We start from the raw sequence: 25912 nt of genomic DNA, 5'->3' as shown, positions 1-25912 counted from the left end.
CCCAAAACTTCATGCCAAAGGTATAGTTCAAGAAAGGAGCATTCTGGCAAGCATCGGCGCTTGACGAGCAACGCCCGATGACCTAAATTGACGATGGCTCGAATCAAAGGAGGCCCTCTTGGCGCTGAGGCACGCAATACTTTCCGCCCTCTCACGTGGCATTCCACGCACCGGCTACGACCTCAATTCAAGCTTCGCCGACGATGTCGACCGCGCGTGGCATGCGAGCCCCTCGCAGGTCTATTCCGAGCTGACCAAGATGGAGTCCAAGGGATTCATCGACATCAGCGAGCGAAATGAGCGAGGGCGCACAAGCTACGTCATTAACGAAGCTGGCGTCGAGGAACTCCGCCGCTGGCTACTCCATGACGAGCCTGATCACGGCATCCGCGACGATGCAATGATGCGCCTTCTCACCTTGTGGGTTCTCGACGACACAAATGCCGGGTACCTCATTGAGGCCGAAATTTCGTTCCAGCGACGCAGACAACTCAGCCTCAAGCACATGCTGGATTCGTGGGACGAAGTGCGCGAAAACACCCGCGTGTGGCGCAATCGACACGCCATGCACTGGCTGTGGCTGCACCAAACGCAAGAGATGCTGACGTGGCTCGAAGACTTCCGTGAAATCTTAGAAAACCCGGAGCGCTCAGTACGTGACGTCTTCGCTAAGTACGTCGCGTCATCGGACGCAGCCGTAAGCGCCAGCGTCGACAAAGTTTAGGCTGGAACGATGGATGACGCTTCAAACTCAGGCTGCGGAGACAGCTGCTCCTGCACGCCCCAACGCAGTTCCGCGGCACCTCTCGGCATGCCACTGGCAGCACCGCCCGCGTCATCCTCAGCAGTAGCAGCCGACGCCACTGCCGCATCCGGATCCGCATCCGGATCCGCGTCATCCTCAGCAGCAACATTCACGCCACTGACCGCCGGAACCGGCGACCACCCTGTCGAGCAGGCTGCGATTCCCGCGGGCACCTTCGTGATGGGCGACTCCTCAGGCGACCGCAACGCCGCCGATGGCGAACTGCCGCAACATCCAGTCTCTCTGAGCGCTTTCTCCATCGACGTCACGAGTGTGACGAACGACGACTTCGCCCGCTTTGTGGATGCCACGGGCTACCTCACCGAGGCAGAAACGTTCGGAAATTCGGCAGTCTTCCATCTCGCTGTCGACGCCCCCGAGGAAGACATTATGGGGCGGGCCGCAGGAGCTCCGTGGTGGTTCGGCGTGACTGGTGCCGACTGGCAGCACCCCGGCGGGCGCAATTCTTCCCTCGAAGGTTTGGGCGATCATCCGGTCGTGCACATCAGCTTCAACGACGCCGAAGCATACTGCGCCTGGGCGGGCCGACGACTTCCCACCGAGGCCGAGTGGGAATATGCCTCTCGCGGAGGTCTCGACCAGTCCAAGTACCCGTGGGGCGACGACGAAATGGATGCCGGCGGCTGGCGCACCAACATCTTCCAAGGTGACTTTCCCCGCACCAACACTCTCGATGATGGTTACCTGACCACCGCGCCCGTGCGCAGCTTCGAGCCCAACGGCTACGGACTCTTCCAAACCGTCGGCAACGTGTGGGAGTGGTGCTCTGACTGGTACGACGCGAACTACTATTCGACACTCGCCGCCGATGCGCCCACCGACAACCCGGCCGGCCCCAGCGGGGGAACCGTTCGGGTGCTGCGCGGCGGCAGTTACCTATGCCACATCTCGTACTGCAACCGTTATCGCAACTCGGCCCGCTCGCAGAACACTCCCGATTCCTCGATGGGCAACGCCGGGTTCCGCACTGTCGCACTGTAGCTAGCCCGTCGACTCGCGAGCGAGCGCTAGGGCGTTGCCACCTCAAAGGTGTTGCACGCGTCCGGACCGCCGTTGAGCCCGGTCGTAAACCACTGCTGACGCTTATCGCTCGAGCCGTGCGTCCACGACTCGGGAGTTACCTGACCCTGGGTCGACTCTTGGATGCGGTCGTCGCCTACAGCCGAAGCTGCGCTCAGAGCATCCGCAATTTGGGCATCCGTGACGGGGTCAAGAAAGACCACCCCGTCATCGTTAGTGATGGTGGATGCCGCCCCCACCCACGCTCCCGCGAAACAGTCTGCCTGCAACTCGAGTCGCACCGAGTCGGATGACGGGCCCGTTGTTTGACGGTCGAGGCCCTCCATAACGCCTGTGGAATTCTGAATGTGGTGGCCCCACTCATGCGCAATGACATACATCTCGGCCAGAGGCCCGCCGGAGGAACCGAACCGGCTGCGCAGGTCATCGTAGAAAGCGGTGTCGACGTAGATCTTCTCGTCTGGAGGGCAATAGAACGGCCCCGTCGCGCTCGTCGCGCCACCGCATCCGGTGTTGACCTGATCAGTGAAAAGAACAACGTTGGTGGTGCGGTAGCCGTCGACCTGCCCCTCCCAATAGGTATCGAGCGAATCTGCTGCTCCGGCGATACGGCAATCGATGCCGCTATTGGCTTTCTCTGCCGTAGTGCATTCCGTGAGCGCTTGGCCCTGTTCTTGCTCTCCGCTCGGTGCACCGCCGCCCACAAGCCCGGTCAAATCGACGCCGAGAACTTGAGACGCGATGAAAAGCCCAATGACCAGCAGTGTGCTGCCGCCGCCGACCGCGATTCCGGTGTTGCGCCCGCGCCGGGAGACTTTGTCTGGATTGATGCGGGCATTGTCGTTGAACGTCATAGAGGGAATTTACTATGCACCGGGACCACATCCCGATCTACTCAGATATCCTTGAGGAATGAATTTCATCTCCGTAATCACCGTTCTCGGCAAGGCAGTGCTCGTCGTTATGGGTGCGATTGTTGCGCTCACGGGCATCATCTTGCTCGTGAACCTGGCCGTTCCGAGCTTGCTCGCCGGCTTCACGCACTAAATGCGTCACCTCGACGGACGCGTTAGCTGAGCGACACCCACATTTCAGCGATTCTTCGGACAACTCCGACACGGGAGTTCTAGGCTAAAGGCCTACCGAAGGAGAACGTGATGCGCGAGTCCAAAGATGTAGTCCGCCAGATCACCGTCGCTGCGAGCGCGACCTTTGCCCTCATCGGGGCCTTCGTGGGATCTGGCGCCTATGGCGGCACCCCCGTAGAGGAAGTTGCAGGCGGTGCGCTGAGCGCCGATGCTACCGTCATCGCCCCGGCCGGTGCAGCATTCACCATCTGGAGCGTCATCTACTTCGGCCTCGTGGCCTACGCCGTGTGGCAGATGCTGCCGAAACAGACCCGCACCGAGCTGCACCGTCGCGTGGGGTACTGGGTAGCTGCCTCTCTCGTGTTGAATGCGGCCTGGATTCTCTCGATTCAGTTCGACATGCTCGCTCTGAGTGTTCCGGTGATCATCCTCTTGCTCATCGTGCTCATCCGGGCCTACCTCATCACCGTCAAGCTGCCCGCTGCCGGCGCAATCGACACCATCATCACCGACGGCACCATCGGTCTCTACCTCGGTTGGGTCTGCGTCGCCACCGCAGCCAATATCGCCGCGTGGCTCACTGCCATCGGCTTTACGGGCTTCGGCATCTCGCAAGATGTGTGGGGCGTCGCTGTTGTCTTCGTTGCTGGCGCCGTCGGTATCGCCCTCGCTGCCCGTGGCCGCGCGCACTTTGCGCCATCGCTTTCGCTGAGCTGGGGGCTCGCATGGGTTGCCGTTGGACGCCTCACCGGCGACCTCATCTCGCAGCCCACCGCGGTCGCCGCGATCGTTGCTCTCGTCGCCGTACTCGCCAGTGCCGCGGTGTTCACCACCGCACGCCTGAGGGCTGAACAGACCGCTCAATGAACGATCGACGCGCCTCACGCAAACGCTGGTTAGGCCTCCTCTTCATCAGCATTGCTGTTGCGCTCATCATCGTCGACTCGACGATCGTTAACGTTGCCATACCCTCGGTCGTCGAAGACCTCGACCTTAATTCCACTCAAGTGCAGTGGGTGCAGGAAAGCTACACCCTTGTTTTCGCTGCACTACTGCTCGTGTTTGGCACCCTCGCTGACCGCTACGGTCGTCGCAAGGTTCTGCTCATCGGTGTGGCAATCTTCGCTCTCTCCTCGATCCTTGCCGCCACTGCCGCGACGGGCGAACTGCTGATCGCCTCCCGCCTGGTGCAGGGCGTCGGCGGGGCAATGATCCTTCCGTCGTCACTCTCGACGATCAACGCAACCTTCCGCGGCCGCGAGCGCGCTATCGCCTTCGCCGTCTGGGGCTCCACCATCGGCGGCATGGCGGCTGTCGGCCCGCTCCTCGGTGGCTGGCTCACGACGTATTACTCCTGGCGCTGGGCCTTTGGCATCAACGTGCCGCTCGGCGTCATCATCGTTATCGGCATCCTGATCTTCACGATCGAATCGAAGGAGCCCTCGGCCCAACGACGAGTGGATGTCGTGGGCGCGGTTCTCTCTGTCGTGCTGTTTGCGTCACTGGTCTTCGCTCTCATTGAGGGCCGCAGCTATGGCTGGTTCTTCAGCGACACCCCTCCCGCCTTCTGGACGTGGGACGTCTCCCCTATCCCCTTCGCCTTTGCCCTCGCCGTCGTGAGCGGCATCGTGTTTGTGCGCTGGGGTTTCGCTCGCGAGCGCGCTGGCAAATCGACGATGCTCGCGTTTGGACTGCTGAAGATTCCGTCGTTCCGCAATGGAAATATTGCTGCGATGATCGTCTCTCTCGGTGAGTTCGGCATCATCCTGTCGCTACCGCTGTGGCTGCAGAACGTGCTCGGCTATGACGCCCTGCAGACTGGTTTCGTCATCCTCGCCCTCGCTATTGGTTCGTTCGTCGCGAGTGGCTTCGCCGGTGCGTTCGGCAACAAGGTGACTCCTGTCACGATCGTGCGCGTCGGAATCGGCGCCGAGATCGTGGGGGTGCTGATCGTCGCGTTCGTCCTGAGCCCAGATGCCGCCTGGTGGCACATCGCGCCCGGCCTCTTCATCTACGGCTTCGGAGTCGGTCTCGCCACCGCCCAACTCACGAGCGTTGTGCTCAAGGACGTGCCTCTCAGCCAGTCGGGTCAGGGCTCCGGAACCCAGAGCACCGCTCGCCAGATCGGCTCTGCGCTCGGAATCGCAATCTTGGGAACCGTGCTCTTCGCGAGCCTCGGCACCGGGCTCGACGCCAAGCTTGCGGAGCGCGCGGACATCCCCGCCGAAACCCGCACCCAGATCGTGGATCTCGTCGTCGACTCCGCCGGCACCGGCATCAGCGCGCTCGATGCTCAGTCGCCGGATGCCGCAGCCGACGCCCGCCAAGCGTTCACCGATTCGACACGGTATTCCGCGCTCGCGGCTGCCGGTTTCCTTGCGTTTGGATTCCTCGCCAGCCTTCGTCTCGACGCTGGACGCCGCGGCGACGATGACGCCGAGGGTGCCGACGATGACGGCGCTGGTGCACGCAACGCTGCAGAGTCAACTGACGAGTCCGCGCGAGAATAACCGCCGGGTAGAGATACACAAAGGCTGCCGCCCCACGCTATGTGGGGCGGCAGCCTTCTCTGTAGATCAGTGCTGTTAGCGGGGCTTCTTCTGCTTGAGATCCTTTTCGTGCACGGGCTCTTCGCCGCTCGCGCGACGCGCGGCGTAGTAGTCGCGAGCCTCGTTCTGGCGCTTCGCTTCGATACCCGAGGCAATCGGTGCGCGCACCAACTCGTCGGTCAGGCCGAACGCGGCCACGAGATCCAGAGCTTGCGGACGCAGACGCGGCAGCAGACGGTCGTCGATGTAGTCGGTGATCGCTTGCGCGCGGTTCGTGGAGATGCGACCGTGCATGAGGTACCACGCGAGGTTCTTCTCGATGAGCGAGAAACCGAAGAGGTCACGCAACCAGGTCATGACCTGAGCGGTGTCCTTATCTTCGATCTTCTCGATGGCGCGAGTGAACGCCTCCCACTGGAGCAGCTCGGCATGCGCGTACGCAGTCATGATGAGCTGGTTCTGGTGGCTGTTGAAGAGAGCGGCAGCCTCAGCCTGCGGAAGCTTGCTTGCTGGACGCAACTTGCCCGCGACATCCGCCACCATCGTCTCAACACGGTCAGTGAGCAGCTGGCGCTGGGAGTCGGTGTCGCGAACGTAGCCGATCGAACGAGCGGTTGAACCGAAGTCCACCACGTTCTGGGCGAAGCGGCGAAGACCCGTGCGGTTGACGGCAGCCTCGTTGACCTGGTCGGCAACGTAGTGAGCCAGGGCACCAGCATCCGCCCCCGCAAATTTGCGCGAGTAGTCGGTGAGCAGGCGCTTAGCAACCAACTGCAGCAGCACGTTGTTGTCGCCCTCGAAGGTGACATAGACGTCCATATCGGCGCGCATTTGCGTGAGGCGGTTTTCGGCCATAAAACCAGAACCACCACAAGCCTCGCGAGACTCTTGCAGGATGTCGAGCGCAGCCCACGTGCTGAGCGGCTTCAGTGCGGCCGCAATAGTTTCGAGGTCTTGACGGTCAGCATCGGTGTCGGTGCGACCCGAGAAAACGCCATCGAACTTGTCGAGGAACTCCTCGTGGGCAAACGACATCGCGTAGGTCTGAGCCAAGCGCGGCAGCAGGCGACGTTGGTGACGCTGGTAGTCCAGAATTACTTCTTCGTTGGTGTTGCTGGATGCCGTGAACTGTCGACGCTCTGCGCCGTACTTGATCGCAATCGTGAGGGCCATTTTGCTCGCGAGCACTGCGGCACCATCGAGCGAAACGCGACCCTGCACGAGCGTGCCGAGCATCGTGAAGAAGCGACGACCGGGGCTGTCGATGTCGGAGGCGTAGTCGCCGTTCTCGTCAACGTTGCCGTAGCGGTTGAGGAGGTTGGTGCGGGGAACGCGAACGTGGTCAAAGTGAAGGCGACCGTTGTCGATACCGTTCAGGCCGCCCTTGAGACCATCGTCTTCGGTGGAGATTCCGGGGAGCGGGCCGTTGTCGTCGCGCAGCGGAACGTAGAACGCGTGCACGCCGTGGTTGACGTCCTTAGTGATGAGCTGAGCGAAGACAGTTGCTGCCTTGCCGTGCAGGGCCGCGTTGCCGAGGTATTCCTTCCACGCCGCGCGGAACGGGGTGTTGATGACGAACTCATCGGTGTCGGGGTCGTAGGTCGCCGTGGTGGCGATGCTCGCGACATCCGATCCGTGACCGATCTCGGTCATCGCGAACGCGCCGGGAGTCTTGAGGCTCATGATGTCGGGCAGCCACTTGTCGTGGTGCTCTTTCGTGCCGAGGTGGACGACGGCGGAACCGAAGAGTCCCCACTGCACGCCCGACTTGATCTGCAGCGACGGGTCGGCCAGCACGGTCTCTTCGAACGCGGCGATGTTTCCGCCGTGGTCGTCGTTGCCGCCAAGGTCAACCGGGAACGCGCGGTGAACAGCTTTGTTCTCGACGAGGAGCGACAACTGGTGCAGAACACGCTCGCGGTGGTCTTGCATCGAGAGCCCGTCGACGCGGTGGAACTCAGGGTTCGACATCAGCGTGCGGGACTCTTTGCGCTCCTTCGCCCACTTGCCCAGAAGGTATTCGCCCAACCATTCGACATCGATGGTGGGGGCAGCGGCGGCACTATCTGTCGTCGCTGCAGCAGAGGAAGGTGCGGCGTTGTTGGCGGGGGTGGATGACTCCGGCGCCGACTCGGTCGCCGTGTGGTCGTGAACCTGGGTCATGGCTATCTCGATTCGTCAAAGTTCGGTAATCACAACGTACGACTGGTGCGAGCGGGTGCAAAGTGTCTCGTTCACGGTCAACCAAGTGGATGCCGGACCCACCGCATCCCTTTGTGCAAAACCGCAAAACAGCCGCCGTAGCGTTGTGGGAACTAGTGCGAATCTCGCTCCTGATACCTCGGGAATCTTTGTTCAGGTGCTGTTGTTGGCCTCCGTGAAAGGATGTAACTATGTCGACAATCACTCTCACCTCAGAAGACTTTGGCCAGGCGGTCACTAAAGACGGAATCCTCCTCGTGGATTTCTGGGCCGAATGGTGTGGCCCCTGTAAGCAGTTCGGGCCCATTTATGAAGCTGCAAGCGAAGCCCACCCGGACATCACGTTCGGCAAGGTAGACACCGAAGACCAGCAGGAACTCGCTGGCGCAGCAGGAATCACCTCGATTCCGACGCTCATGGTTTTCCGTGAAGGCGTACTCGTCTTCTCGCAGCCCGGAGCACTCCCCGCTCCTGCTCTCGAGCAGGTCATTGAGGGCGCCAAGAACCTCGACATGGTCGAGGTTCACAAGCAGGTTGCTGAACAGCAGGCTGCCGCTGAAGCTGGCGAAGCGCCGGCTGAGCACTCTCACTAACCAGAAGCACCACCGCAGACCACAAAGGCCCCGCCGACGCAATGTCGGCGGGGCCTTTTCTGCGCGTGAACTAAGGCCGCCTACGGAGCACCAATCGACGCAGCCAGATCTGCCACGAAGGCATCAACTGCCCACGGCACGGTGAGCGCAGTGGGCGCGATCATGCCCAGAGTCGGCTCATCGAGGAATCCCGGATAGTGAATGACCCCGTCAGCCCCCGTAGCACTGGCTTCAACGAACGTCACCCAATAGGGCGCACCGACCGGGTCCCCGATATAAATCAGCACATCGGTGTCAAGCTGTTCGACATCGTCGGCCCACAAGTAGTACACCTTGCCGTTGTCCGATTCTGAGTTGTAGGCGACAGTTGAGTCATCGGAGTAAGTGAAACCAAGTTGCTCGAGGAGAGCCGCGACCGCAGTGTTCGATTTACTGTAGGCAACAGAGCCTCCTTGCGGCGAGATGACCGCGATGGTCTTTCCTGCGAACTCAGGATGCGCCGCAGCGTGCGCCGCCAACGAATCGTCGATAGACGCTAGGTGAGCCTCAGCCTCAGGCACGTGACCAACAATCTGCCCCATCTGGAGGAGGGTTTCGCGCCACGAGTTCGAGGAGCTGAATTCGGGAGAGTCGAGGGCTGACAGTGCTGGGCGGATAGTGGGCGCTACGTCAGGGAGAGCATCATAAAAGGCAAGCCATGACGTCGGATCCATGTCGAACGGATGAGAAGGCAGCGCCGTGACGATAACGTCTGGCGAGACTGCTTCCACATCGGCAAGAGTGTCACCGTCGAGAGGATCGATGGTCGGCACCCCGCCGGCGCCGAGCGAGCCGATCGCTTCCTCCCGCCAAGGACCAAGCGAGCCGCCGCCGGAGGCGACCGGCGCGATACCCAGCGCTAGAAGCGAATGCGTCTGCTGAGCGCCGAAAGTGAAGATGCGTTCTGGGGCAACTTCGAGCGTGGTTTCGCCCCCAGAGTGTACGACCGTAGTGGGGAACGCGGGCGTGGCCGTCTCCGTGGGAGCGGGTCCACCCGCAGGTGCGGCCGTAGGTTCGGGCTCTACGGGCGGGCTGCAGGCGCCGAGCAGCAGGAGCGCAGTTACTCCTACCGCCGCGATGGACACGGTTCTTCTCAACGCTGTAGACATCTGCATCCCCTAACAAAAAGTGAGCAATTTCTCACTTCACGGTAACGAGCGAGGCGCCTACCTGCCCTTCTGGTCCCAAAGTTTGGCCTGATCGTTATCCAGGGGTGGTCGAATTGCCTATCTAGCTATCAGCTCACGGCGTTAGCGAGGTCGTGCACAAGGGTGTCCGGGCCCACCGCACCCGAAAGCGCAGATGGTCGGGCACCCCGGGCGACACAAAAGCGGCCACTGACGTTGACGTCTGTGGCCGCTTTCGAGAGGTGATTCGCGTGGTGATTCGCTACTTCAGCGCGCCAGAGATTGCATCCACGAAGCTGTCGATTCCCCAGGGCAGCGAGAACGCCGTGGGAGGCGATACCGAAGCGACGAGCGATGCGCCATTGACGGCAACGAGGCCACCGTTGGCGACAGCCGGGATGCTCTGCGCGTAAGGCTGCGAGGCGAAGATGTCGCCGACTTCTTCGGTCTCGGCATAGGCGATCAACAGATCGCTGTCGAGCTCATCGAGCTTCTCGTAGCTGAGCGTATAGAAGAACGTGGAGTCGCCATTCGAGAGAGCGTCGACGGCGGGCGCGTTCTCGAGACCGAGGTCGAGCAAGAACTCCACGCGGGGGTCGGCGGGCTTGTAGACGTAGAAAGTTCCGCCCACGTCGAAGGTGGCCGCAACGGTCTTGCCTTCGAACTCGGGATGCTCGGCCGCCTTCTCGGCGACGAGAGCGTCGATGTTGGCGAGCACGTCATCCGCGGCAGCAGTCTTGCCGAGGGCGCTGCCCGTGATGCTGATGACGTCGCGCCACGGAGTCGACCACGGCAGCTCGGGGTACGCAACGACAGGTGCGATCTCGCTGAGGAGATCGTACTGTTCCTCGGTGATTCCCGAGTAGGTTGCGAGGATCAAGTCGGGAGCGGCTTCCGCGATCTCCTCATAAGCGGGAGCATCCGTGGTCGCGGGGAAGATGAGCGGGGTCTCTGCGCCCATCTCGGCGAGAGCATCCGCCGCCCACGGCAGAACGCCGTTCTCATCGCCACCGTAGTTCTGGGCTTCCATGCCCACCGGCACGACGCCGAGAGCGAGAACCGCGTCGCCGCTGCCCCAACCCAGGGTGAGGACGCGCTGCGGTTCGCTCTCGATGACTGTTTCACCGAAGGCGTGCTCGATCGTGACAGGGAATGCGTCGGATGCTGCGGGCGCATCCGTTTCGCCTTCGGACGTTGAGGCGGCGCAACCGCTCAACGCGATGAGAGCGGCGGTGGCCGCAGCGAAGGCTGCAAGGCGGGAACGGCGTGACATTGATCTCCTCGATCGGACGATAGGTGCACAGTAAGGATAGGCTTACCTTAGTGAGTTGCGCAAGCAGCGTGCGGGCGAACATGCCGGCAGGGCGCTGGCGCACAGGCGGCGCCGGCGTCCGACGACAGTGCCACTAGCGCCCCGAGCGACGCCCCAGCGGGATGACCATCGGTGAGCCAGAAACCGGATCGGCCATGATCTGAGCCTCGAGCCCAAACGCCTCCCGCATCCGCTCTGCTGTAACAACCTCGGAAGGTGTTCCCTCGGCGATGATCTGCCCCTCGCACATGAGGATCATATGGTCGGCGTAGCGGGCGGCAAGAGTGAGTTCGTGCAGCACCATCACGATCGTGGTGCCACGTTCACGATTGAGATCAGCGAGAACGTCGAGCGCATCAAGCTGGTGGCGCACGTCGAGGAACGTGGTGGGCTCGTCGAGCAGCAGAATGTCGGGATCCTGGCTCAGAGCCATCGCGATCCACACCCGCTGGCGCTGCCCACCCGAGAGCTCCTCGATGCGCCGCGACGCCAACTGGGCCGTGTCGGTCGCTTCGAGCGCGTGCTCGACAGCCGCTTCATCCGCCGCCGACCACTGCTGAAACCAGCCCTGATGCGGGTAGCGTCCGCGAGCCACGAGGTCGCGAACGGTGATGCCCTCCGGCGCGATTGGCGACTGAGGCAAAATGCCCACCACCTGCGCGATCTCTTTCGACGGCACCGAATGGATGTCGCGCCCATCGAGCATCACGTGACCCGAAGCCGGTCGCAGCAACCGTGACAGCCCGCGCAGCAGCGTCGACTTGCCGCAGGCATTGGCGCCCACAATCACGGTGACCTTGCCGTCGGGGATCTCCACGCTCAAGTTCGACACAATGTCGCGGCCGCCATAGTTGAGGGTGACGTTGTCGGCGCGTAACGAGTGCGCGGGGCGTTGGGGTGCGCCGGCTACGGGCGCGCTGGAGTGGGGCGCGACGGCTGTGGACGCGTCCGCTTGGGGCGCGTGGTTCTGGGGTGCGTCAGCCTGGGTCACGAGGCACGTCCTTCGCGGTTGGTGGTGGAGATGAGCCACAGCAGATACGGGGCGCCCACGATGCCGGTGACAATTCCGGTCGGCACCTGGGTTCCGGCAGTGAGCAAGTGTTGAGCGACGAAATCGGCACCGAGCACGAGCACAATCGCGACCAGGGCACTCGGCACCAGCGCGAGGCCTCCCCCGCGCACCAGGCGACGAGCGATCGGGGCGGAGACAAAGGCGACAAAGGCGAGGGGGCCCACGAGTGCTGTCGCGATGGCGACGAGAGCGACGGCAACGACGATGAGGGCAAGCCGCGACCGTTGCACGGAGACCCCAAGACCCGCAGCAAGATCATCGCCGAGCTGCAGCATCCGGAGCTTGGAGGCAAGAACGGCCACCGCGGGGAGCAAGATGGCAAGGCTAACGGCCATGATGAGGATGTCGTCCCAGCTGGCACCGCCAAGCCCGCCCACCATCCAGACGAGAGCTTGTTGCGCATCGCGCACATCACCGCGCGTGATGAGGTACCCGAGCACGGATTGCGCCATGAACGCAATACCGACGCCGATGAGCACGAAGCGCATGCCGTTCATGCCGGAGCGCCACGAGAGCAAGTAGATCGTGAACGCGACGAGAAGCGCACCAACGAGCGCGGAGAGCGAGACGATGAGGCCTGTCGCGCCGAACACGAGCAAGCTCAGCACGGCGGCGACGCTGGCTCCACCGCTGATGCCGATGATGTCGGGACTCGCCAACGCATTGCGCAGGAGGCTTTGGAAGAGAGCCCCCGCGAGGCCGAACGCGATCGCCACCAAGATGGCAAGCAGCACGCGCGGTAGCCGCAACTTGAAGACAATGAACTGGTCGGATGAGGTGCCGCCGCCGAAGAGAGTTGCGAGCAGATCGGGCAGCGTGAGCGTATATGCCCCAACGGCAATACTGACGAGAGCAAGCGCCACTGCGGCAACGATGAGCCCGATGGTGATGCGGAGAGTACGGGCCGTCAACGGGACTCGAGAGGCTCGGCTGGCGCTCACGGTTGCGCCCCGCATGGCGGTCACAGCCCGGCCAACTTCACTCGGCGCACGAGGGCGATCATGACCGGCGCACCGATGACGGCGACGACGAGCCCCGCCTCGAGCTCGGAAGGCGCGACCACGAGACGGCCCACGATGTCGGCGATCAGAAGCAGGCTGGGGCCGACGACGGCGGAGACAGCGATGATCCAGCGGTAGTCGGGGCCAGTGAAGGGGCGCACGATGTGGGGAACAACGAGACCGACGAAGACGATGGGGCCGGCAAGCGCGGTGGCGGAGCCGCACAGGAGAACGATGGCTCCGGCAGCAACGGCACGCGCAACATAGACCCGCTGGCCGAGGCCGCGAGCGAGGTCATCTCCGAGGGCGACAAGGTTGAGCATCCGCCCCGAAATGATCGCGAGGAGTGCACCGGCGACAACGAAACCGATCGTGAGGCGCACGGCTTCGAGGTCGCGGCTGGCGAGCGACCCGACGGACCAGAAGCGGAAGGTGTTGAGGGTGTCGGTGTCGGAGATCAAAACCAGGGAAATCACGGAGGTGATGCCGGCGGTGACGGCGGTTCCGGCGAGCACGAGCTTGACCGGGGTGGCACCTTCGCGGCCCAGAGAGCCGATCGCGTAGACGATGGCGGCAGCGCCCGCGGCTCCGGCGAAGGCGAACCAGATGTAGCCGGTGGGATTCGTGATCGAGAGAACACTGATCGCGAAGACGACCGCGAGCGAGGCACCGGCGTTGACGCCGAGCAGCCCGGGGTCGGCGAGCGGGTTGCGGGTGACGCCCTGCATGACGGCTCCTGCGACTCCGAGAGAGAGCCCGGCGAGCAAGCCGACGATCGTGCGCGGCAAGCGCAGTTCACGAATCACGAGCTGGTCGTTGTTGCCTGCCTCCGGGTCGAAGAGTGCTTGCCCAATTTGTGAAAACTCGACGCCGCGAGCGCCGAGCGCGAGACTCAGCACGAGCACAATCGCGAGCAAACCAAGAGCTGAGCCGAGAGTGAGCCAGCGCTGGGTGCGGAGGCTCAGTCGTGCGCGCGAAGCCGAGGCAGTCTGGGTCATGGTCGGGGGCGGTGGTGCGAGCTACTGCGCTTCGGACTTGCCGAGACGCCAGTACCCCATGAACGCAACCTGCTTGCGGTCAACGCCCGTCTCGCTCACGAGAAAACGGCGCAGCATTTTGATGACGCAGGCCTCCGCGGCAAGCCACGCGTAGAAGTGCGTTCCGGATGCTTCGCCCGGCGAATCCCAGAGGAGCTCGGTATCGACATCGATATCACCGAGTGGTTGCGCGGCCGGCGAGAGCGCAGGCAACACGAGTGAGGCGTTGGCTTGCGTCCACGCCCGGACGGCGGGGTCGAGCACGGAACCTGCGGGCTGCGTGCCCCGCGGTAGCCACGTGACGTGGCAGTTGCTCGGAAGGTTCAGCGGCGGCTGGTCTGCGGCATCCGGAATCTCGATGAAAGCGTGAGCCTGAACGCTGGAGTCGAGGCGTTCGAGGATGCTGCAGATAGCGGGCGCTGAGGTTTCGTCACCGGCGAGAAGAACGGTGCGGGCGGGGCCGGGGTGCCAGTCGATGCCGATGCCCGAGTGGATGCTCGCGGCGTCGGGCCCGACAATGATGACTTCGTCACCGGCTGCTGCGTTCGAAAGCCACTGCCCGGCGGGGCCGTTAGCACCGTGGAAGACCATGTCGACGTCGATCTCGCGGAGCTCGGGACGCACGGCACGGATCGTGTACGTGCGGAACGGGTTGCGCGCCTCGTCGGGCAGCGCACGCCAGCGGGCGTACCAGGTGCCATCGGCGATGGTCTGCGGATCGTTCGCGCCGATGTCGCTCAGGCCGATGCCCGGCAGCGGAAAAACGATCTTGATGCGCTGGTCGAAACCATCAGTGCCGAAGGTCTCAAACTCAGCGCCCGCGAAGGTAACCCGCTTAAAGTGAGGCGAAAGTTCGCGGATGCTTTCCACGCGGGCAGCGAATGGTCGATAGCCCGGGCGGGCGTCCTTCGCGATCTCGCGCTCCAAGGTAAGCATTGCCTAAGTATGGCATACCTAACCTGAAGCGAAAAGGGTCAGATCTCGCGGCTCTTCTGCAGTCGGCGGTCACCTTTGCTGCGCGACAGCGGGAATGTGCGTTGGAGATATGGCTCGAGAACAAGTCGCTTCAGAGCAATGAAAATGAGACTGCCACCGAGCCAATAGGCGACGAAACCCATGCTCGACAACTGCGTATTGATCGCAAAGCTGAACATGCTGATCACCACGCCCACACCGACGAATAGCCACACCCAAGCACCTGCCACCCGTTTGCGTGACGACTGCTGATCCTGAGCGCGCGACTCGAATGAATCGACCCGGCCGCTCAACTCATCGCTCTCGATGCTGGCGAAGAGATCCCGAACCGGCACCCCGAGTGCATCCGCGACCAGCGACAGCGTTTCGAGGCTGGCGTCACTCCCCGCTTCTAACCGTTGGATGGTGCGGATGCCGACACCACACTCAGTGGCGAGCTTCTCTTGGGTCCAGCCGCGCTCACGGCGCAGATCAACTATGCGTGTCTCGTTCATGTGACCAATACTCCACGATGCGGTGGATGCGGGCTACGCCAGTAACGCGCCAAAGGCACGCCACCTCGCCGCCGGTAGCCCGCCAGCCTCCCGACATCAACCGCCGAACGCAGCCAGGTGCTTTTCGGATGCGGCGAGCAACCGTTCGAACACAGCGATAACGTCAGGTGCCGTGAACTCATCCGCGGCTGCCGCCAGGTCACGGATGTCGGTCTTTTCGACGGTGCGAGCCGCCTCGTAGGCGTCATCGCGGCTAACCGATCCCTGGGCGAGCAATGAGTCGTAGAGCTCCTGCATGCTCTCGGACTCGAATTCGCCGACGGGTTGTCCGACGGTGGGGTCGGCCAGACCGTAGCGCTCGAGCAGGGTTTGCACCGCGGAAAGATGGCTACTTTCCGAGTTCGAAACACGGTCAAACACCTTGTCGCCATAGAGGTCGCCGAATGCGACATACAGGTCGTGAGCTACTTTTTCCTCTTCAGCCATGAGGGAGAGCGTCGCTTCTTCAGCGCCCGTAAGCGTGCCACTTTCGAGAGTGAGATTTTCGCCCATCGAGCTGTCATTCGAGTCATGACCATTCCGGCCCTCGCGTTCCATGTTCGATGAATCCTGCCCCTCTCCTGCTGAGTGGCCCGAGTTTCCGTGCGAGAAGCCGCTCTGGCTTGACCCAGCACCGGCTGAGATACGGCCGAGGCCGGTACCGACAGCGAAACTGGCTCCCGCGACGAGAGTGACAGCGAGTACGCCGCCGACGATTGAGGTGGTGATGATGGTTGCCTTGCGCATGTGATGCTCCTGTTCCTTGTGTATAGGCACACAGTGCGCTCCCGATGTGCAGAGGGAGATGCAGCCGTGTGGAGATCGTGTGGAGACTGCATTTTCGCGCCGTGGAATAAGGTGAGGTATGCCAACCGTGCTGGTCGTCGAAGATGAGCGGGACATCCGCGAGGTGCTCCGTCGCTACCTTGAACGCGCCGGATTTTCGGTGCTCACGACCGGTTCGGGTGCCGAGGCATTCAAACTGTTCGCTTCGGCAGATCTCGTTCTGCTCGATCTTGGCTTGCCCGATATCGAGGGAACCGACCTTCTTCGCGAGATCAAAACTCTGGGCAGCCTCCCGGTCATCGTCTTGACCGCTCGGAGCACAACCGAGGAACGCATTCGCGGCCTCGAACTCGGCGCCGATGACTATGTCACGAAGCCCTTCAGCCCCCACGAGGTTGTACTGCGTGTCCAAGCCGTACTGAATCGCCACGGTGGCAGCACGACCGAGAATGAGGTCACTACCTACGGCAGCGGCCGCCTTCGAATCGATGACCATTCCCATCGCGCGTGGTTGGATGACGTGGAGCTCGACCTCACCCCCACAGAGTGGGGGCTTCTGTCTGCAATCGCCGCTGCCGCCGGCCGGGTCTATTCACGCTATGAGTTAGTGAATCGGGTGCGCGGCTACGAATATGAGGGCTACGAGCGCACAATCGATTCCCACATCAAGAACCTGCGCCGCAAGCTCGGAACAGAGGGAACGCACGTCGTCGAAACAGTGCTCGGTGTGGGGTACCGCCTCGGGTTCGCTAAGGATGAGGCAGGACGATGACGCGCACCTCCGGGCTTAACCTGTGGGGCTTTGGAGCCTTGGGCACACGCATCCTCCTCGCGTTTCTCGCGGTCGCAATCTCCACAGTGTTGGTGCTGGCCGGAGCCGCCCTCATCGGTGTCGACCGCGGGGTGCAAGCGGGGGAACAAGCCGATCGACAGGAGGTTGCCGACGCCATCGCCGCCACCGCCGCTGAATCTTTTCAGCGTGCGGGAAGCTGGGATGCGGCTGATCTGTCGCGCGCCGTGCGCATCGGCGAAGCAGCATCCGCTCGACTCGTGATCCTCGATTTGGCGGGCACAACGGTTGTCTCAAGCGGCATTCCTAATGAAAACTCGCCCGGTGGTGGAGGCGCACTGAGTTCCTCGGCCAGCGTCGCAGACGTGACAGTCGACGATGCGGTCGTCGGTACCGTGCGAGTGGCTTTATCGACGGCCAGCTCGTCCCGCGTGCTCGACATAGCGTGGGCGTGGATTGTGATCGCCGCCTTCGCCGCGCTTGCTATCGCGTTCACGGCAAGCTGGGTTGTCACCCGTTTTCTTGTTGGCCCGTTGCACCGGGTGACGGATGCTGCCCGCGCATTCACTGCGGGAGATCGCACGTCACGAGTAGATGGCCGCGCGCCCGGCGAGCTCGGAGAACTCGCCGTCGCGTTCAACGGGATGGCCGACGAGGTTGCGCGCTCTGAACGCGACCGTCGCAATCTCACCGCCGATGTCGCTCACGAATTGCGCACCCCGCTTGCTGCGCTTCAAGCAGGTCTCGAAGAGCTTCGCGATGGCTTGGTCGTTCCCGATGCTGAACGACTTGCTGCACTGCACGATCAGTCGTTGCGGCTCGGTCGCATCGTCGCCGACCTGGCCGAACTAGCTGCCGCCGAAACCGCCGGGGCTCTGCCCCACGAGAGCCGTGTGGATCTGGCTCAGATTTCCCAGGAAGAGGTAGCGCTGCATGACGCCCAACTTCGAGCGGCCGGGCTTCACGTCATCACCAATCTTCCCGAGCCAGTGTTTGTGCAGGGCGATGCCGACCGGCTTCATCAGGCGGTCGGCAACGTTATCGCCAATGCTGTGCGCTATTGCCGCGACGACGACTCACTGACGGTTGCGCTGGCCGTGCAGGGCGACGATGCGGTACTCACGATTTCTGATACCGGCCCCGGCATCCCCGTGGACGATCTGCCCTACGTTTTCGATCGGCTCTGGCGGGGCACCGCAGCCCGCGACATCTCCGGTTCCGGTATCGGTCTCGCGGTCGTGCGCGAGGTTGTCGACCAGCACGGAGGCAGCGCCGAAGTCGAGTCTGCTGTCGGAGAGGGAACCCGGATCATCATCCGGCTCCCCCTCGCAACTGCCTAAAACTCAGGCGGCCCGTCATAGGGGGCGTCATCATCCGAGTAGAACGGGATGTCGTTTTCGTCGCCGGGAACGGATGCTGCCGGGGCGGGCGCTTGGCGCTGAGCCGGTCGTGAAGGAGCCAACTTGGATGCCGCTGGGCGAGATGCCGCGGGGCGAGATTGGCGTGACGGCGCGGAAGTCGACGCGCTGACAGCAGGCGCCGCGGCAAAGGCGGGCGAAGCGGCAGCCGCCACCGGTGGCGCAACAGCGGCTTCCGGCGACTCCCCCGCAACGACCGCAAGCACCGCAGCGCCATACGTCTCGAGTTTCTTCTCGCCCACACCGCTGATTTCCGACAGCTCAGCCAACGACTCTGGTTTGGTGACGGCAATGCCGCGCAGGGTGGCATCCGCGAACACGACGTACGCGGGCACACCGTTGTCGCGCGCGACTCCCGAACGCCAGGTGCGCAAATTCTCAAACAGATCGGTTGCCGAGGCGGGCAGGTCGGTCATAACCTTGCGCTTCGCCGCACCGCCCGCTGCACCGGAACCACGAGCCTTGCGAGGCGCTTCCTTGCGCAGTTTCACCGTGCGCCCGCCGCTCAGCACCGAGGCGCTCTCGGGCGTGATCGCGAGCGTGCCGTACTCCCCCTGCACCGTGAGCAATGACTGCGCGAGCAACTGCCGCACGACCGAGCGCCAGTCTTGCTCCGAGACATCCGAACCGATTCCGAACGTGGCCAGATCGTCGTGACGTTGCTGCGTCACGCGCGGCGTGGTCTTGCCGATGAGGATGTCGACCAGATGGCCGGCGCCAAACTTCTGGTTGCGCTCGCGCTCCAACCGCACAATGGTGGACATCAGCTTTTGGGCCGCGACAGTGCCATCCCACGACTCGGGCGGAGACAGGCAGGTGTCGCAATTGCCGCACGCGGTCGACTCTTGACCGAAGTAACCGAGCAGCTGCACGCGGCGACATTCCACGGTTTCGCAGAGCGCGAGCATCGCATCGAGGTGCGCGCTCAGGTTGCGACGGTGGGCCAGGTCGCCACCCGACTGATCGATCATGCGGCGCTGCTGCATGACATCCTGCAGTCCGTAGGCGAGCCATGCCGTCGCGGGCAGACCGTCACGACCGGCACGACCGGTCTCTTGGTAATAACCCTCGACGCTCTTGGGTAGGTCGAGGTGAGCGACAAAACGCACATCAGGCTTGTCGATGCCCATGCCGAACGCGATCGTCGCAACCATCACCATGCCCTCTTCGCGCAAGAAACGGCTCTGGTTGCTGGCGCGCACTCGCGAGTCGAGACCCGCGTGGTACGGCAACGCGGGGATACCGTTCTCCACCAAGAACTGCGCCGTCTTCTCGACCGAGGCGCGAGACAAGCAGTACACGATGCCGGCGTCGCCCGAGTGCTCGGTGTTCAGCAGCGTGAGCAATTGCTGCAGCGGCTGCGCCTTGGATTCAATGCGGTACTGGATGTTGGGCCGGTCAAAACTAGAAACATACTGCGTAGCGTCAGCGAGCTTCAGTCGCTGGGCGATCTCTTTGCGCGTGGCCTCAGTCGCGGTCGCGGTGAGCGCAATGCGCGGGACGCTCGGCCACAGGTCATGCAACACATCGAGCTGCAGGTAGTCGGGGCGAAAGTCGTGGCCCCACTGCGACACACAGTGCGCCTCGTCGATGGCGAAGAGCCCGATCTGGCCCTGCTTGAGAAGTGACACGGTGGACGAGACGCGGAGGCGCTCGGGCGCGAGGTAGAGAAGATCCAGCTCGCCAGCCCGGTACGCGTTTTCGACGCGAGTGCGCTCGTCGGCGGACTGGGTGGAGTTGAGAAACTCTGCACGGGCGCCAACGGCGGCCAGGGCATCCACTTGATCTTGCATCAAAGCGATCAGCGGGGAAATAACAACGCCGGTGCCCTCACGAACAAGCGCGGGGATTTGATAACACAGCGACTTGCCGCCACCGGTAGGCATGAGAACAAGCGCATCACCACCGCCGACGATGGTGTCGATGATTTCGCCTTGCTGCCCCCGGAACGAGTCGTAACCGAACGTGGACTCAAGAACAGACTGGGCAGACACCATGCCGAGAAGTCTAGGCGCAGCCACTACCATTGGCATGATTAGTCCCCATAGCGACAGGCGCCATGTTCACCGTATTTCTTGGGCTTTCTAGCGCGCTCACATTCGGCGCCGCAGACTTTTTCGGCGGTATCGCAGCCAAGCGAATTAGCCCCATTTTGGCCACCGCGGTCGGTGCCGTTGCTGGCCTCGCTGTGCTGCTGCTGATCTTCCCGTTCGTCTCGAACGTGTGGTCAACCGAGGCCGTGCTCTATGGCGCGATCGCTGGCGTCAATAGCGCGGTGGCAATCGGCCTGCTTTACGCCTGCCTCGCGATCGGGCCGATGAGCATCCTCTCGCCCGTGACCGCGGTCATGTCGGCAATCGTCCCGGTGACGGTCGGCTTGCTGCGTGGAGAATCTCTCGGGGCGTTTGGGTTCGTCGCGATCCCGATCGCGCTCATTGCCGTCGTGCTCGTCGGGTTCGTTCCCGAAAAGGGTGCTGTGCGACCGAGTGCCAAGGCACTGCTCATGGCGGTTGGTGCGGGCAGTGCGATCGGGCTGTTCTTTGTGATCTTGGATGCCGCCCCCGACGACTCTGGCATCATCCCGGTCGTGGGAAACCGTGTCGTCAACGCGCTCCTCATGTTCTCGCTGTTCTTTGTGATGGCGGCGTTGGCCAAGCGCAAACGAGCCGGAGCACCAGCCCCCGCCCGCTCGTCCCTCTGGCGTCGCGGACTCTATTTCGCCATGATCGGCGGCACCCTCGACGTGATCGCCAACATGGCGATCATCACGGGAGTGCGCATCGGCGACCTCTCGGTCATTGCCGTGCTTACCGCCCTTTACCCGGCGGGCACGGTGCTGCTCGCGGCCATCGTATTGCGTGAGCGAATTGCGCCCGTGCAATACCTGGGCATTGCGTTGGGCATCACCGCGAGCGTCCTGCTCGTGGTCGGCGGCTAGTGCCTCACCGAGACGTTGGCGCGCTCGTCCGTGCGACTGGCGCTATCCCTTCGTCGAACCGGCGAGCAGTCCGCGCACGAAGTAGCGCTGCAGCGCGAAGAACACGATGAGCGGCACGAGGATCGAGATGAAGGCACCGGCGGTGAGCAGGTTCCAGTCTTGACCCCGGCTACCGGTGATCTCTGCCAAGAGTTTCGTCATGGGCGCTACTCGTCCGTCGGCAAACACCAGCGCCACGAGGAGGTCGTTCCAGACCCACAAGAATTGGAAGATCGCGAACGACGCAATGGCCGGCATCGTGAGCGGAAGCACGATGCGGAAGAAGACTTGGCCGTGCCCCGCGCCATCCACTCTCGCCGCTTCGATGAGCTCGGAGGGAATCTCGGAGACGAAGTTGTGCAGCAAGAAGATGGCCAGAGGCAGCGCGAAGATCGTGTGCGCAATCCAGACCTGCGAATACGAGTTGGAGGCGTTGAGGCTCGAGAAGATTTCGATGTCACCGATCGAAAGTCCCCGGGAGAACAGGCTCAGTAGCGGAACAAGCGCCATCTGCAGGGGAACGATCTGCAGCGCGAAAACGCCGATGAACATCCAGTTGCGGCCGGGGAACTTGATCCAGGCGAAGGCGTAGGCCGCCAGGCTCGCAATGACGAGCGGGAAAATCGTGGCCGGCAAGGTAATGGCGATCGAGTTGATGAAGGCGCCAGCGAGGTTGAGCGTGCTGTTTCCCGCCGCCAATACCTCGGTGTAGTTGTTGAGCGTGAAGCCAGGGTTCTGGAAGATCGTCCACCAACCGTTGCGCAGAATTTCCTCGGGCGGCCGCAGCGATGAGACGAAGAGCCCGAAGGTTGGCGTCGTCCACAACACCGCGATTACCAGCGCGGCGATCGTCGCGCCACGGCTCGTGAGGCGTTTCTTGGTGCGCTTGGCGGCTGACTGCTTCTCGCCCCGGGCCAGTTGCTTCTTGGTTTTCTTGCCGAGTGGAAGCTTCGCGGGCACTGTCGCGGTCATCGGATCTCCCTCTGCTTAGCAATCTGTCTCGCGTTGTACACGACAATCGGCAGCACCATCACGAACAGCACGACCGCGAAGGCGGCAGACCTGCCGACCTCAAAGCCTTGCCACTGCGAGTACATTTCGTTCGCGATCACGCTGGTTTCGTTCGCGCCGGCAGTCATCGTGCGCACAATGTCGAAGACCTTGAGCGAGGCAATCGAGATCGTGGTGAGCACAACAACCAGTGAGCTGCGGATGCCCGGCACGGTCACATTGATAAAGCTCTGCCACGCGTTCGTTCCGTCGAGTTCCGCAGCCTCAAGCTGCTCGGCGGGAACACCCTTGATCGCGGCCGAGAGAATCACCATCGCGAAACCGGTCTGGATCCAGATCAGCACGACGATGAGAAAGAAGGTGTTCCACGGAGAGTTCGAGATCCAGTCGACCGGTTGCCCGCCCATCCAGACCACAATCTGGTTGAGCAAACCGATCTGCTCTTGGTCGGCCGGGCGCACCGCGTACACGAAGCGCCAGATGATGCTCGCGCCCACGAACGAGATAGCCATCGGCATGAAGACGAGCACTTTGAACACTTTCTCGCCGCGCGACTTGTCGATGAAGACCGCATAGGCGAGGCCGAAAATCGTAGAGACCGTGGGAACAATCAGCACCCACACGACGGTGTTGAGAACGGTGCGGATGCCGGTGTCTTGAGTGAAGATCCAGATGAAGTTTTCGAGGCCAACGAAACGTGTTCCGCGGCTGTTCATGAAGGCCTGGATCGTGGTCTGAATCGTCGGGTAGATGAGACCGATAGCGAGCAAGAAAATCGCCGGGCTCATGAAGCCGACGAGCTGGAAGAGGTAGCCAGCGCCCTGCTTAGAGCGGTAGTCGAGGAGGAAGAAGAGCCCCCCGAAGACGGCTGCTGCGCCGGCTGCCCAGTACACCGAACCCAGCGCTAAGAAAATGAGGGTGGGGATGAGCACGCACGCCACGGCGCGGATGATCGTGTACTTGCGGCCACTGCGTGGAGCGATCTCGATGAAGAAGATCAGCAGGGCGATCACCGCGAAGAATGCCAGAAGCACAAGCGGTATTTGAGCGAGAGCGGGAAGCGTGGAAATCCACGCGAGAAAAGCTGACATTAGCGACCTTTCGAGTGCATCACTGGACTCTTCACTTCACTGGCATTGCTGCTGTTTCGACTCTACCGAGGAGTCGGCCCGAGTGGGAGAAAAGTAAGCGTGGGCTGGAAACACAAGGGTCCAGCCCACGCTCACCGTTGAACGATGTTACTCAGACGGCCATGATGCGTCGATGGTCGAGAGCACGTCTTCTGTTGACTTGCCGTTGACCCAGTCGACCATTCCGGTCCAGAACGATCCAGCGCCAACAACACCCGGCATGAGGTCGGAAGCATCGAAGCGGAACGTGGTGTCGGGGTCCTGCAGAATCGTGATGGCTTCCTGCAGGATGGGGCTGCTCGCGCTTGCCGGGTCAAGGCCATTGTTAGCGCTAATGACACCGCCCAGCTTCACCCGAGAGTTTGCCCACTCCGCGCTCGACAGGTATTCCTGCACAGCGATCGTGTCTTCATCGTTGGAGAAGGCTCCGACAATCTCGCCACCACCGGTGACTGCGTTGCCACCCGCTTCAGCAGACGGCGTCACGAAGGCCCAGATGTCAGCATCCGGTCCGACCGTAGCGTTTCCGTTCTTGGGGTCCTGAATGAACCCGTCGAAGAAGGATGCCTGGTGGTGGAGGGCACACGTGCCGTCGCCGAGCGCGCGTGCCGGGTCACCGAACGGCGTGGAGTTGATCGACTTCACGTCGCCGAATCCAGCATTCACGAACTCAGGGTTGAGGAGAATGTCCCCGACGGAGTCGAACGCCGAGACGATCGCAGGATCGCTGAACGGAATCTCGTGCGAAACCCACTGGTCGTAGACGTCTGGTCCCGCTTCGCGAAGCACGAGGTCTTCTACCCAGTCGGTTCCTGGCCAACCGGTTGCGGCATCCGAACCGAACCCGGCACACCAGGGTGCGGTTCCGGTTTCGTCGGCGATCGTCTGGGTGAGCGTGAGCAGTTCGTCCCAGGTCTCGGGAACTTCGACGCCCCACTCCTCGAATTGCGAAGGCGAGTACCAGACGAAGCCCTTGACGCTGGCCATGAGCGGCGCACCGTAGAGGGTGTCACCGGTGGTGGCATACGCGGCCCAGTCTGCAGACCAGTACTCGTCGACATTGGCCTGAACGCTCTCGGGCGCCGGCTGAATGTAATCGCGCGAAGCGAGGTCGGCGAGAAGACCTGGCTGCGGGAAGATTGCGATGTCAGGGGCGTTGCCGCCCTGAGCGCGGATGCTGATCTGCGCTTCGAACTCTTTGCTCGATTCGTACTGAATGTCGATGTCATTCGCTTCTTCCCAGTCCGCCCAGGATTCTTCGAGAAGTTCAGCCTCAGTGTCAGCGATGGTGCCGTAGATGGTGACTACGCCATCCGCTTCACCAGAATCGCCGGGGCCACCCGTGCCACCGGAACCGGAGGCGCAGCCCGTAAGAACCATGCTTGCGACGCCAAGGGTGGCGATGGGCAGCATGGCCCGTCGAAAGTTGTGGGAAATCATACAAATCCTCCTCGTCGAGGTTTGCCCGCAGGCCGAGCAGCGTGCGGGGGAACAACTGCAGCTCTGAACTCGCTCGCTCATTGCAGCTCAAGAGAGCGTGTTCATGACTCACGCTAGGTGACGATCAACGGTTTGTGCAAGCGCTTGCGCAACTGAGTTGTCTACCGCAACACGAATGAGACATGACCGTGCACCATCTCGGCGCAGCTATACGCGATTTAGGCAAATTTGAGTATCGCTGCCGCGGGGTGTTGACTGACGAGATGGATCAAGGATTAGTCATCGACTGGACACAAATGCCCACCTACAACACGATCATGGCGGTGGCCGCCGGTGCGGGACTGCTCAGTCTCGTGTTGTTTGCTCGCAAGCTCATGGCGGGAGCTGACGTGGAGTTCCGCGGTCACGCCGTGAACTTCGGAGTGCTGGGCCTGATCCTCACCGTCACGGGCGCACACATGACGCTGACCTGGCCCTTCGCGGCCTACTTCCCCTTCGACAACATCATCTTCGGCGAGCCGAGCCTGGCCTTCGGCGTGCTGCTGCTCGCCGCGAGCTTCGTGCTCTGGCGCCGCGCATCCGTGCTCGAAGAATCCAAGGATGCCGCCCGCGCCGTCGCCCGCACTGCTGAACCCCTTGGCGTGCTCATCTTCGGTCTCGGCCTCGCTCTCATCGCGATTGCTTTCGCCGGAGTCATCTTCCAGCTCTTCGCCGCCCCTCCCGAGGAGCCCATCTCTGGCGCCTTCGCCGAATGGCCCTGGGTCGAAGCGATCTTCATGTCAGGCCTCTTCGCGCTCGTAGGCCTCGGAGCACTGCTCTTCCCGTTCGCCACCCGCAGCTTTGCGGTTCGCAGCACGCCGACCAAGGTTCAGTGGGTTACCGGGGTCGCTCTTGCTCTCGGCGGCACCGCGTTCCTCCTCTTCGGCGCACTCAACTTCTTCACTCACATTGGGCTCATCGTCAACACGATGGGCTAACGCCGCGAA

24 protein-coding genes are annotated in these 25912 nt (G+C 62.5%); 10 read left to right on the top strand and 14 right to left on the bottom strand.

Features of this window, described 5'->3' with window-relative positions:
- Positions 1–118 precede the first annotated feature (118 nt).
- On the top strand, positions 119–724 hold the full coding sequence (locus I6E51_RS02890) for a PadR family transcriptional regulator (RefSeq protein ID WP_197109395.1): 606 nt from the start codon (positions 119–121) through the stop codon (positions 722–724).
- Between the two features lie 9 nt (positions 725–733).
- Positions 734–1807: a formylglycine-generating enzyme family protein gene (locus I6E51_RS02885; RefSeq protein ID WP_255528579.1), complete on the top strand. Its 1074-nt coding sequence runs from the start codon at positions 734–736 to the stop codon at positions 1805–1807.
- A 26-nt stretch (positions 1808–1833) separates the two neighbouring features.
- Here the strand turns inward: I6E51_RS02885 and I6E51_RS02880 are convergent, their stop codons facing one another.
- The gene (locus I6E51_RS02880) at positions 1834–2700 is read right to left on the bottom strand and encodes a neutral zinc metallopeptidase (protein WP_197109394.1); all 867 of its coding nucleotides are present in this window, start codon (positions 2698–2700) and stop codon (positions 1834–1836) included.
- A gap of 58 nt (positions 2701–2758) precedes the next feature.
- On the opposite strand from I6E51_RS02880, the gene I6E51_RS14365 reads away from it, so the two are divergent.
- From I6E51_RS14365 to I6E51_RS02870, 3 genes are all read left to right on the top strand, one after another.
- Complete coding sequence (locus I6E51_RS14365) at positions 2759–2893, top strand: hypothetical protein (RefSeq protein ID WP_255528431.1); 135 nt, start codon at positions 2759–2761, stop codon at positions 2891–2893.
- 110 nt (positions 2894–3003) lie between these two features.
- Positions 3004–3801: a tryptophan-rich sensory protein gene (locus I6E51_RS02875; protein ID WP_197109393.1), complete on the top strand. Its 798-nt coding sequence runs from the start codon at positions 3004–3006 to the stop codon at positions 3799–3801.
- Complete coding sequence (locus I6E51_RS02870; protein WP_231599635.1) at positions 3798–5444, top strand: DHA2 family efflux MFS transporter permease subunit; 1647 nt, start codon at positions 3798–3800, stop codon at positions 5442–5444. The genes I6E51_RS02875 and I6E51_RS02870 overlap by 4 nt, the downstream gene beginning before the upstream one ends.
- Before the next feature lie 75 nt (positions 5445–5519).
- On the opposite strand, the gene I6E51_RS02865 is transcribed toward I6E51_RS02870, so the two are convergent.
- Complete coding sequence (locus I6E51_RS02865) at positions 5520–7646, bottom strand: acyl-CoA dehydrogenase (RefSeq protein WP_197109392.1); 2127 nt, start codon at positions 7644–7646, stop codon at positions 5520–5522.
- 230 nt (positions 7647–7876) lie between these two features.
- Between I6E51_RS02865 and trxA the strand changes: the two genes are divergently transcribed.
- Positions 7877–8278, top strand: coding sequence for a thioredoxin (gene trxA, locus I6E51_RS02860; protein WP_197106585.1), 402 nt, complete (start codon positions 7877–7879; stop codon positions 8276–8278).
- Positions 8279–8358: 80 nt separating this feature from the next.
- Here the strand turns inward: trxA and I6E51_RS02855 are convergent, their stop codons facing one another.
- The 8 genes from I6E51_RS02855 to I6E51_RS02820 form a co-directional block, all read right to left on the bottom strand.
- Positions 8359–9426, bottom strand: coding sequence for an ABC transporter substrate-binding protein (locus I6E51_RS02855; RefSeq protein ID WP_197109391.1), 1068 nt, complete (start codon positions 9424–9426; stop codon positions 8359–8361).
- Positions 9427–9706: 280 nt separating this feature from the next.
- Entirely contained in the window at positions 9707–10717 is a 1011-nt protein-coding gene (locus I6E51_RS02850) for an iron-siderophore ABC transporter substrate-binding protein (RefSeq protein ID WP_197109390.1), read from the bottom strand.
- A 133-nt stretch (positions 10718–10850) separates the two neighbouring features.
- A complete protein-coding gene (locus I6E51_RS02845; protein WP_197110124.1) occupies positions 10851–11591 on the bottom strand; it encodes an ABC transporter ATP-binding protein in 741 nt (246 codons plus the stop codon).
- A 152-nt stretch (positions 11592–11743) separates the two neighbouring features.
- Entirely contained in the window at positions 11744–12784 is a 1041-nt protein-coding gene (locus I6E51_RS02840) for an iron chelate uptake ABC transporter family permease subunit (RefSeq protein ID WP_231599816.1), read from the bottom strand.
- A 5-nt stretch (positions 12785–12789) separates the two neighbouring features.
- Entirely contained in the window at positions 12790–13827 is a 1038-nt protein-coding gene (locus tag I6E51_RS02835; protein ID WP_197106588.1) for an iron ABC transporter permease, read from the bottom strand.
- Positions 13828–13848: 21 nt separating this feature from the next.
- Positions 13849–14802 (bottom strand): siderophore-interacting protein, encoded by a 954-nt coding sequence (locus I6E51_RS02830; protein WP_197109389.1) that lies wholly within the window; start codon positions 14800–14802, stop codon positions 13849–13851.
- A gap of 38 nt (positions 14803–14840) precedes the next feature.
- A complete protein-coding gene (locus tag I6E51_RS02825) occupies positions 14841–15335 on the bottom strand; it encodes a helix-turn-helix domain-containing protein (RefSeq protein ID WP_197109388.1) in 495 nt (164 codons plus the stop codon).
- 96 nt (positions 15336–15431) lie between these two features.
- Positions 15432–16121 (bottom strand): DUF2202 domain-containing protein, encoded by a 690-nt coding sequence (locus tag I6E51_RS02820; protein WP_197106591.1) that lies wholly within the window; start codon positions 16119–16121, stop codon positions 15432–15434.
- A gap of 118 nt (positions 16122–16239) precedes the next feature.
- On the opposite strand from I6E51_RS02820, the gene I6E51_RS02815 reads away from it, so the two are divergent.
- Both I6E51_RS02815 and I6E51_RS02810 read left to right on the top strand, forming a co-directional pair.
- On the top strand, positions 16240–16932 hold the full coding sequence (locus I6E51_RS02815) for a response regulator transcription factor (RefSeq protein WP_197109387.1): 693 nt from the start codon (positions 16240–16242) through the stop codon (positions 16930–16932).
- Complete coding sequence (locus I6E51_RS02810; protein ID WP_197106593.1) at positions 16929–18290, top strand: HAMP domain-containing sensor histidine kinase; 1362 nt, start codon at positions 16929–16931, stop codon at positions 18288–18290. The genes I6E51_RS02815 and I6E51_RS02810 overlap by 4 nt, the downstream gene beginning before the upstream one ends.
- On the opposite strand, the gene recQ is transcribed toward I6E51_RS02810, so the two are convergent.
- Positions 18287–20365: a DNA helicase RecQ gene (gene recQ / locus I6E51_RS02805; RefSeq protein WP_197106594.1), complete on the bottom strand. Its 2079-nt coding sequence runs from the start codon at positions 20363–20365 to the stop codon at positions 18287–18289. The genes I6E51_RS02810 and recQ overlap by 4 nt on opposite strands.
- A 62-nt stretch (positions 20366–20427) precedes the next feature.
- Between recQ and I6E51_RS02800 the strand changes: the two genes are divergently transcribed.
- Positions 20428–21306 (top strand): DMT family transporter, encoded by an 879-nt coding sequence (locus I6E51_RS02800; protein WP_197106595.1) that lies wholly within the window; start codon positions 20428–20430, stop codon positions 21304–21306.
- Between the two features lie 42 nt (positions 21307–21348).
- On the opposite strand, the gene I6E51_RS02795 is transcribed toward I6E51_RS02800, so the two are convergent.
- From I6E51_RS02795 to I6E51_RS02785, 3 genes are all read right to left on the bottom strand, one after another.
- The gene (locus I6E51_RS02795) at positions 21349–22317 is read right to left on the bottom strand and encodes a carbohydrate ABC transporter permease (protein WP_197106596.1); all 969 of its coding nucleotides are present in this window, start codon (positions 22315–22317) and stop codon (positions 21349–21351) included.
- Complete coding sequence (locus tag I6E51_RS02790; RefSeq protein ID WP_197106597.1) at positions 22314–23447, bottom strand: carbohydrate ABC transporter permease; 1134 nt, start codon at positions 23445–23447, stop codon at positions 22314–22316. The genes I6E51_RS02795 and I6E51_RS02790 overlap by 4 nt, the downstream gene beginning before the upstream one ends.
- Positions 23448–23594: 147 nt before the next feature.
- Entirely contained in the window at positions 23595–24926 is a 1332-nt protein-coding gene (locus tag I6E51_RS02785) for an ABC transporter substrate-binding protein (protein WP_197109386.1), read from the bottom strand.
- Positions 24927–25189: 263 nt separating this feature from the next.
- Between I6E51_RS02785 and I6E51_RS02780 the strand changes: the two genes are divergently transcribed.
- A complete protein-coding gene (locus I6E51_RS02780; RefSeq protein WP_231599634.1) occupies positions 25190–25903 on the top strand; it encodes a DUF981 domain-containing protein in 714 nt (237 codons plus the stop codon).
- The last annotated feature ends 9 nt before the right edge of the window (positions 25904–25912 follow it).

The sequence above is a fragment of the Salinibacterium sp. NSLL17 genome, from assembly GCF_015864935.1.
In the GTDB taxonomy this organism is placed as follows: domain Bacteria; phylum Actinomycetota; class Actinomycetes; order Actinomycetales; family Microbacteriaceae; genus Rhodoglobus.
Note: the sequence above shows the minus strand (reverse complement) of the source record. Positions and strands in the feature narration are given on the sequence as shown.

Excerpts from the sequence above, each read along its gene's own strand:
- I6E51_RS02880 (WP_197109394.1), bottom strand. The coding sequence starts at position 2,700 with ATGACGTTCAACGACAATGCCCGCATCAATCCAGACAAAGTCTCCCGG.
- I6E51_RS02795 (WP_197106596.1), bottom strand. The coding sequence starts at position 22,317 with ATGACCGCGACAGTGCCCGCGAAGCTTCCACTCGGCAAGAAAACCAAG.
- I6E51_RS02825 (WP_197109388.1), bottom strand. The coding sequence starts at position 15,335 with ATGAACGAGACACGCATAGTTGATCTGCGCCGTGAGCGCGGCTGGACC.
- I6E51_RS02855 (WP_197109391.1), bottom strand. The coding sequence starts at position 9,426 with ATGTCTACAGCGTTGAGAAGAACCGTGTCCATCGCGGCGGTAGGAGTA.
- I6E51_RS02850 (WP_197109390.1), bottom strand. The coding sequence starts at position 10,717 with ATGTCACGCCGTTCCCGCCTTGCAGCCTTCGCTGCGGCCACCGCCGCT.
- trxA (WP_197106585.1), top strand. The coding sequence starts at position 7,877 with ATGTCGACAATCACTCTCACCTCAGAAGACTTTGGCCAGGCGGTCACT.
- I6E51_RS02800 (WP_197106595.1), top strand. The coding sequence starts at position 20,428 with ATGTTCACCGTATTTCTTGGGCTTTCTAGCGCGCTCACATTCGGCGCC.
- I6E51_RS14365 (WP_255528431.1), top strand. The coding sequence starts at position 2,759 with ATGAATTTCATCTCCGTAATCACCGTTCTCGGCAAGGCAGTGCTCGTC.
- I6E51_RS02875 (WP_197109393.1), top strand. The coding sequence starts at position 3,004 with ATGCGCGAGTCCAAAGATGTAGTCCGCCAGATCACCGTCGCTGCGAGC.
- I6E51_RS02820 (WP_197106591.1), bottom strand. The coding sequence starts at position 16,121 with ATGCGCAAGGCAACCATCATCACCACCTCAATCGTCGGCGGCGTACTC.
- I6E51_RS02885 (WP_255528579.1), top strand. The coding sequence starts at position 734 with ATGGATGACGCTTCAAACTCAGGCTGCGGAGACAGCTGCTCCTGCACG.
- I6E51_RS02785 (WP_197109386.1), bottom strand. The coding sequence starts at position 24,926 with ATGATTTCCCACAACTTTCGACGGGCCATGCTGCCCATCGCCACCCTT.
- I6E51_RS02780 (WP_231599634.1), top strand. The coding sequence starts at position 25,190 with ATGGATCAAGGATTAGTCATCGACTGGACACAAATGCCCACCTACAAC.
- I6E51_RS02865 (WP_197109392.1), bottom strand. The coding sequence starts at position 7,646 with ATGACCCAGGTTCACGACCACACGGCGACCGAGTCGGCGCCGGAGTCA.
- I6E51_RS02790 (WP_197106597.1), bottom strand. The coding sequence starts at position 23,447 with ATGTCAGCTTTTCTCGCGTGGATTTCCACGCTTCCCGCTCTCGCTCAA.
- I6E51_RS02810 (WP_197106593.1), top strand. The coding sequence starts at position 16,929 with ATGACGCGCACCTCCGGGCTTAACCTGTGGGGCTTTGGAGCCTTGGGC.
- I6E51_RS02830 (WP_197109389.1), bottom strand. The coding sequence starts at position 14,802 with ATGCTTACCTTGGAGCGCGAGATCGCGAAGGACGCCCGCCCGGGCTAT.
- I6E51_RS02835 (WP_197106588.1), bottom strand. The coding sequence starts at position 13,827 with ATGACCCAGACTGCCTCGGCTTCGCGCGCACGACTGAGCCTCCGCACC.
- I6E51_RS02840 (WP_231599816.1), bottom strand. The coding sequence starts at position 12,784 with ATGCGGGGCGCAACCGTGAGCGCCAGCCGAGCCTCTCGAGTCCCGTTG.
- I6E51_RS02870 (WP_231599635.1), top strand. The coding sequence starts at position 3,798 with ATGAACGATCGACGCGCCTCACGCAAACGCTGGTTAGGCCTCCTCTTC.
- recQ (WP_197106594.1), bottom strand. The coding sequence starts at position 20,365 with ATGGTGTCTGCCCAGTCTGTTCTTGAGTCCACGTTCGGTTACGACTCG.
- I6E51_RS02815 (WP_197109387.1), top strand. The coding sequence starts at position 16,240 with ATGCCAACCGTGCTGGTCGTCGAAGATGAGCGGGACATCCGCGAGGTG.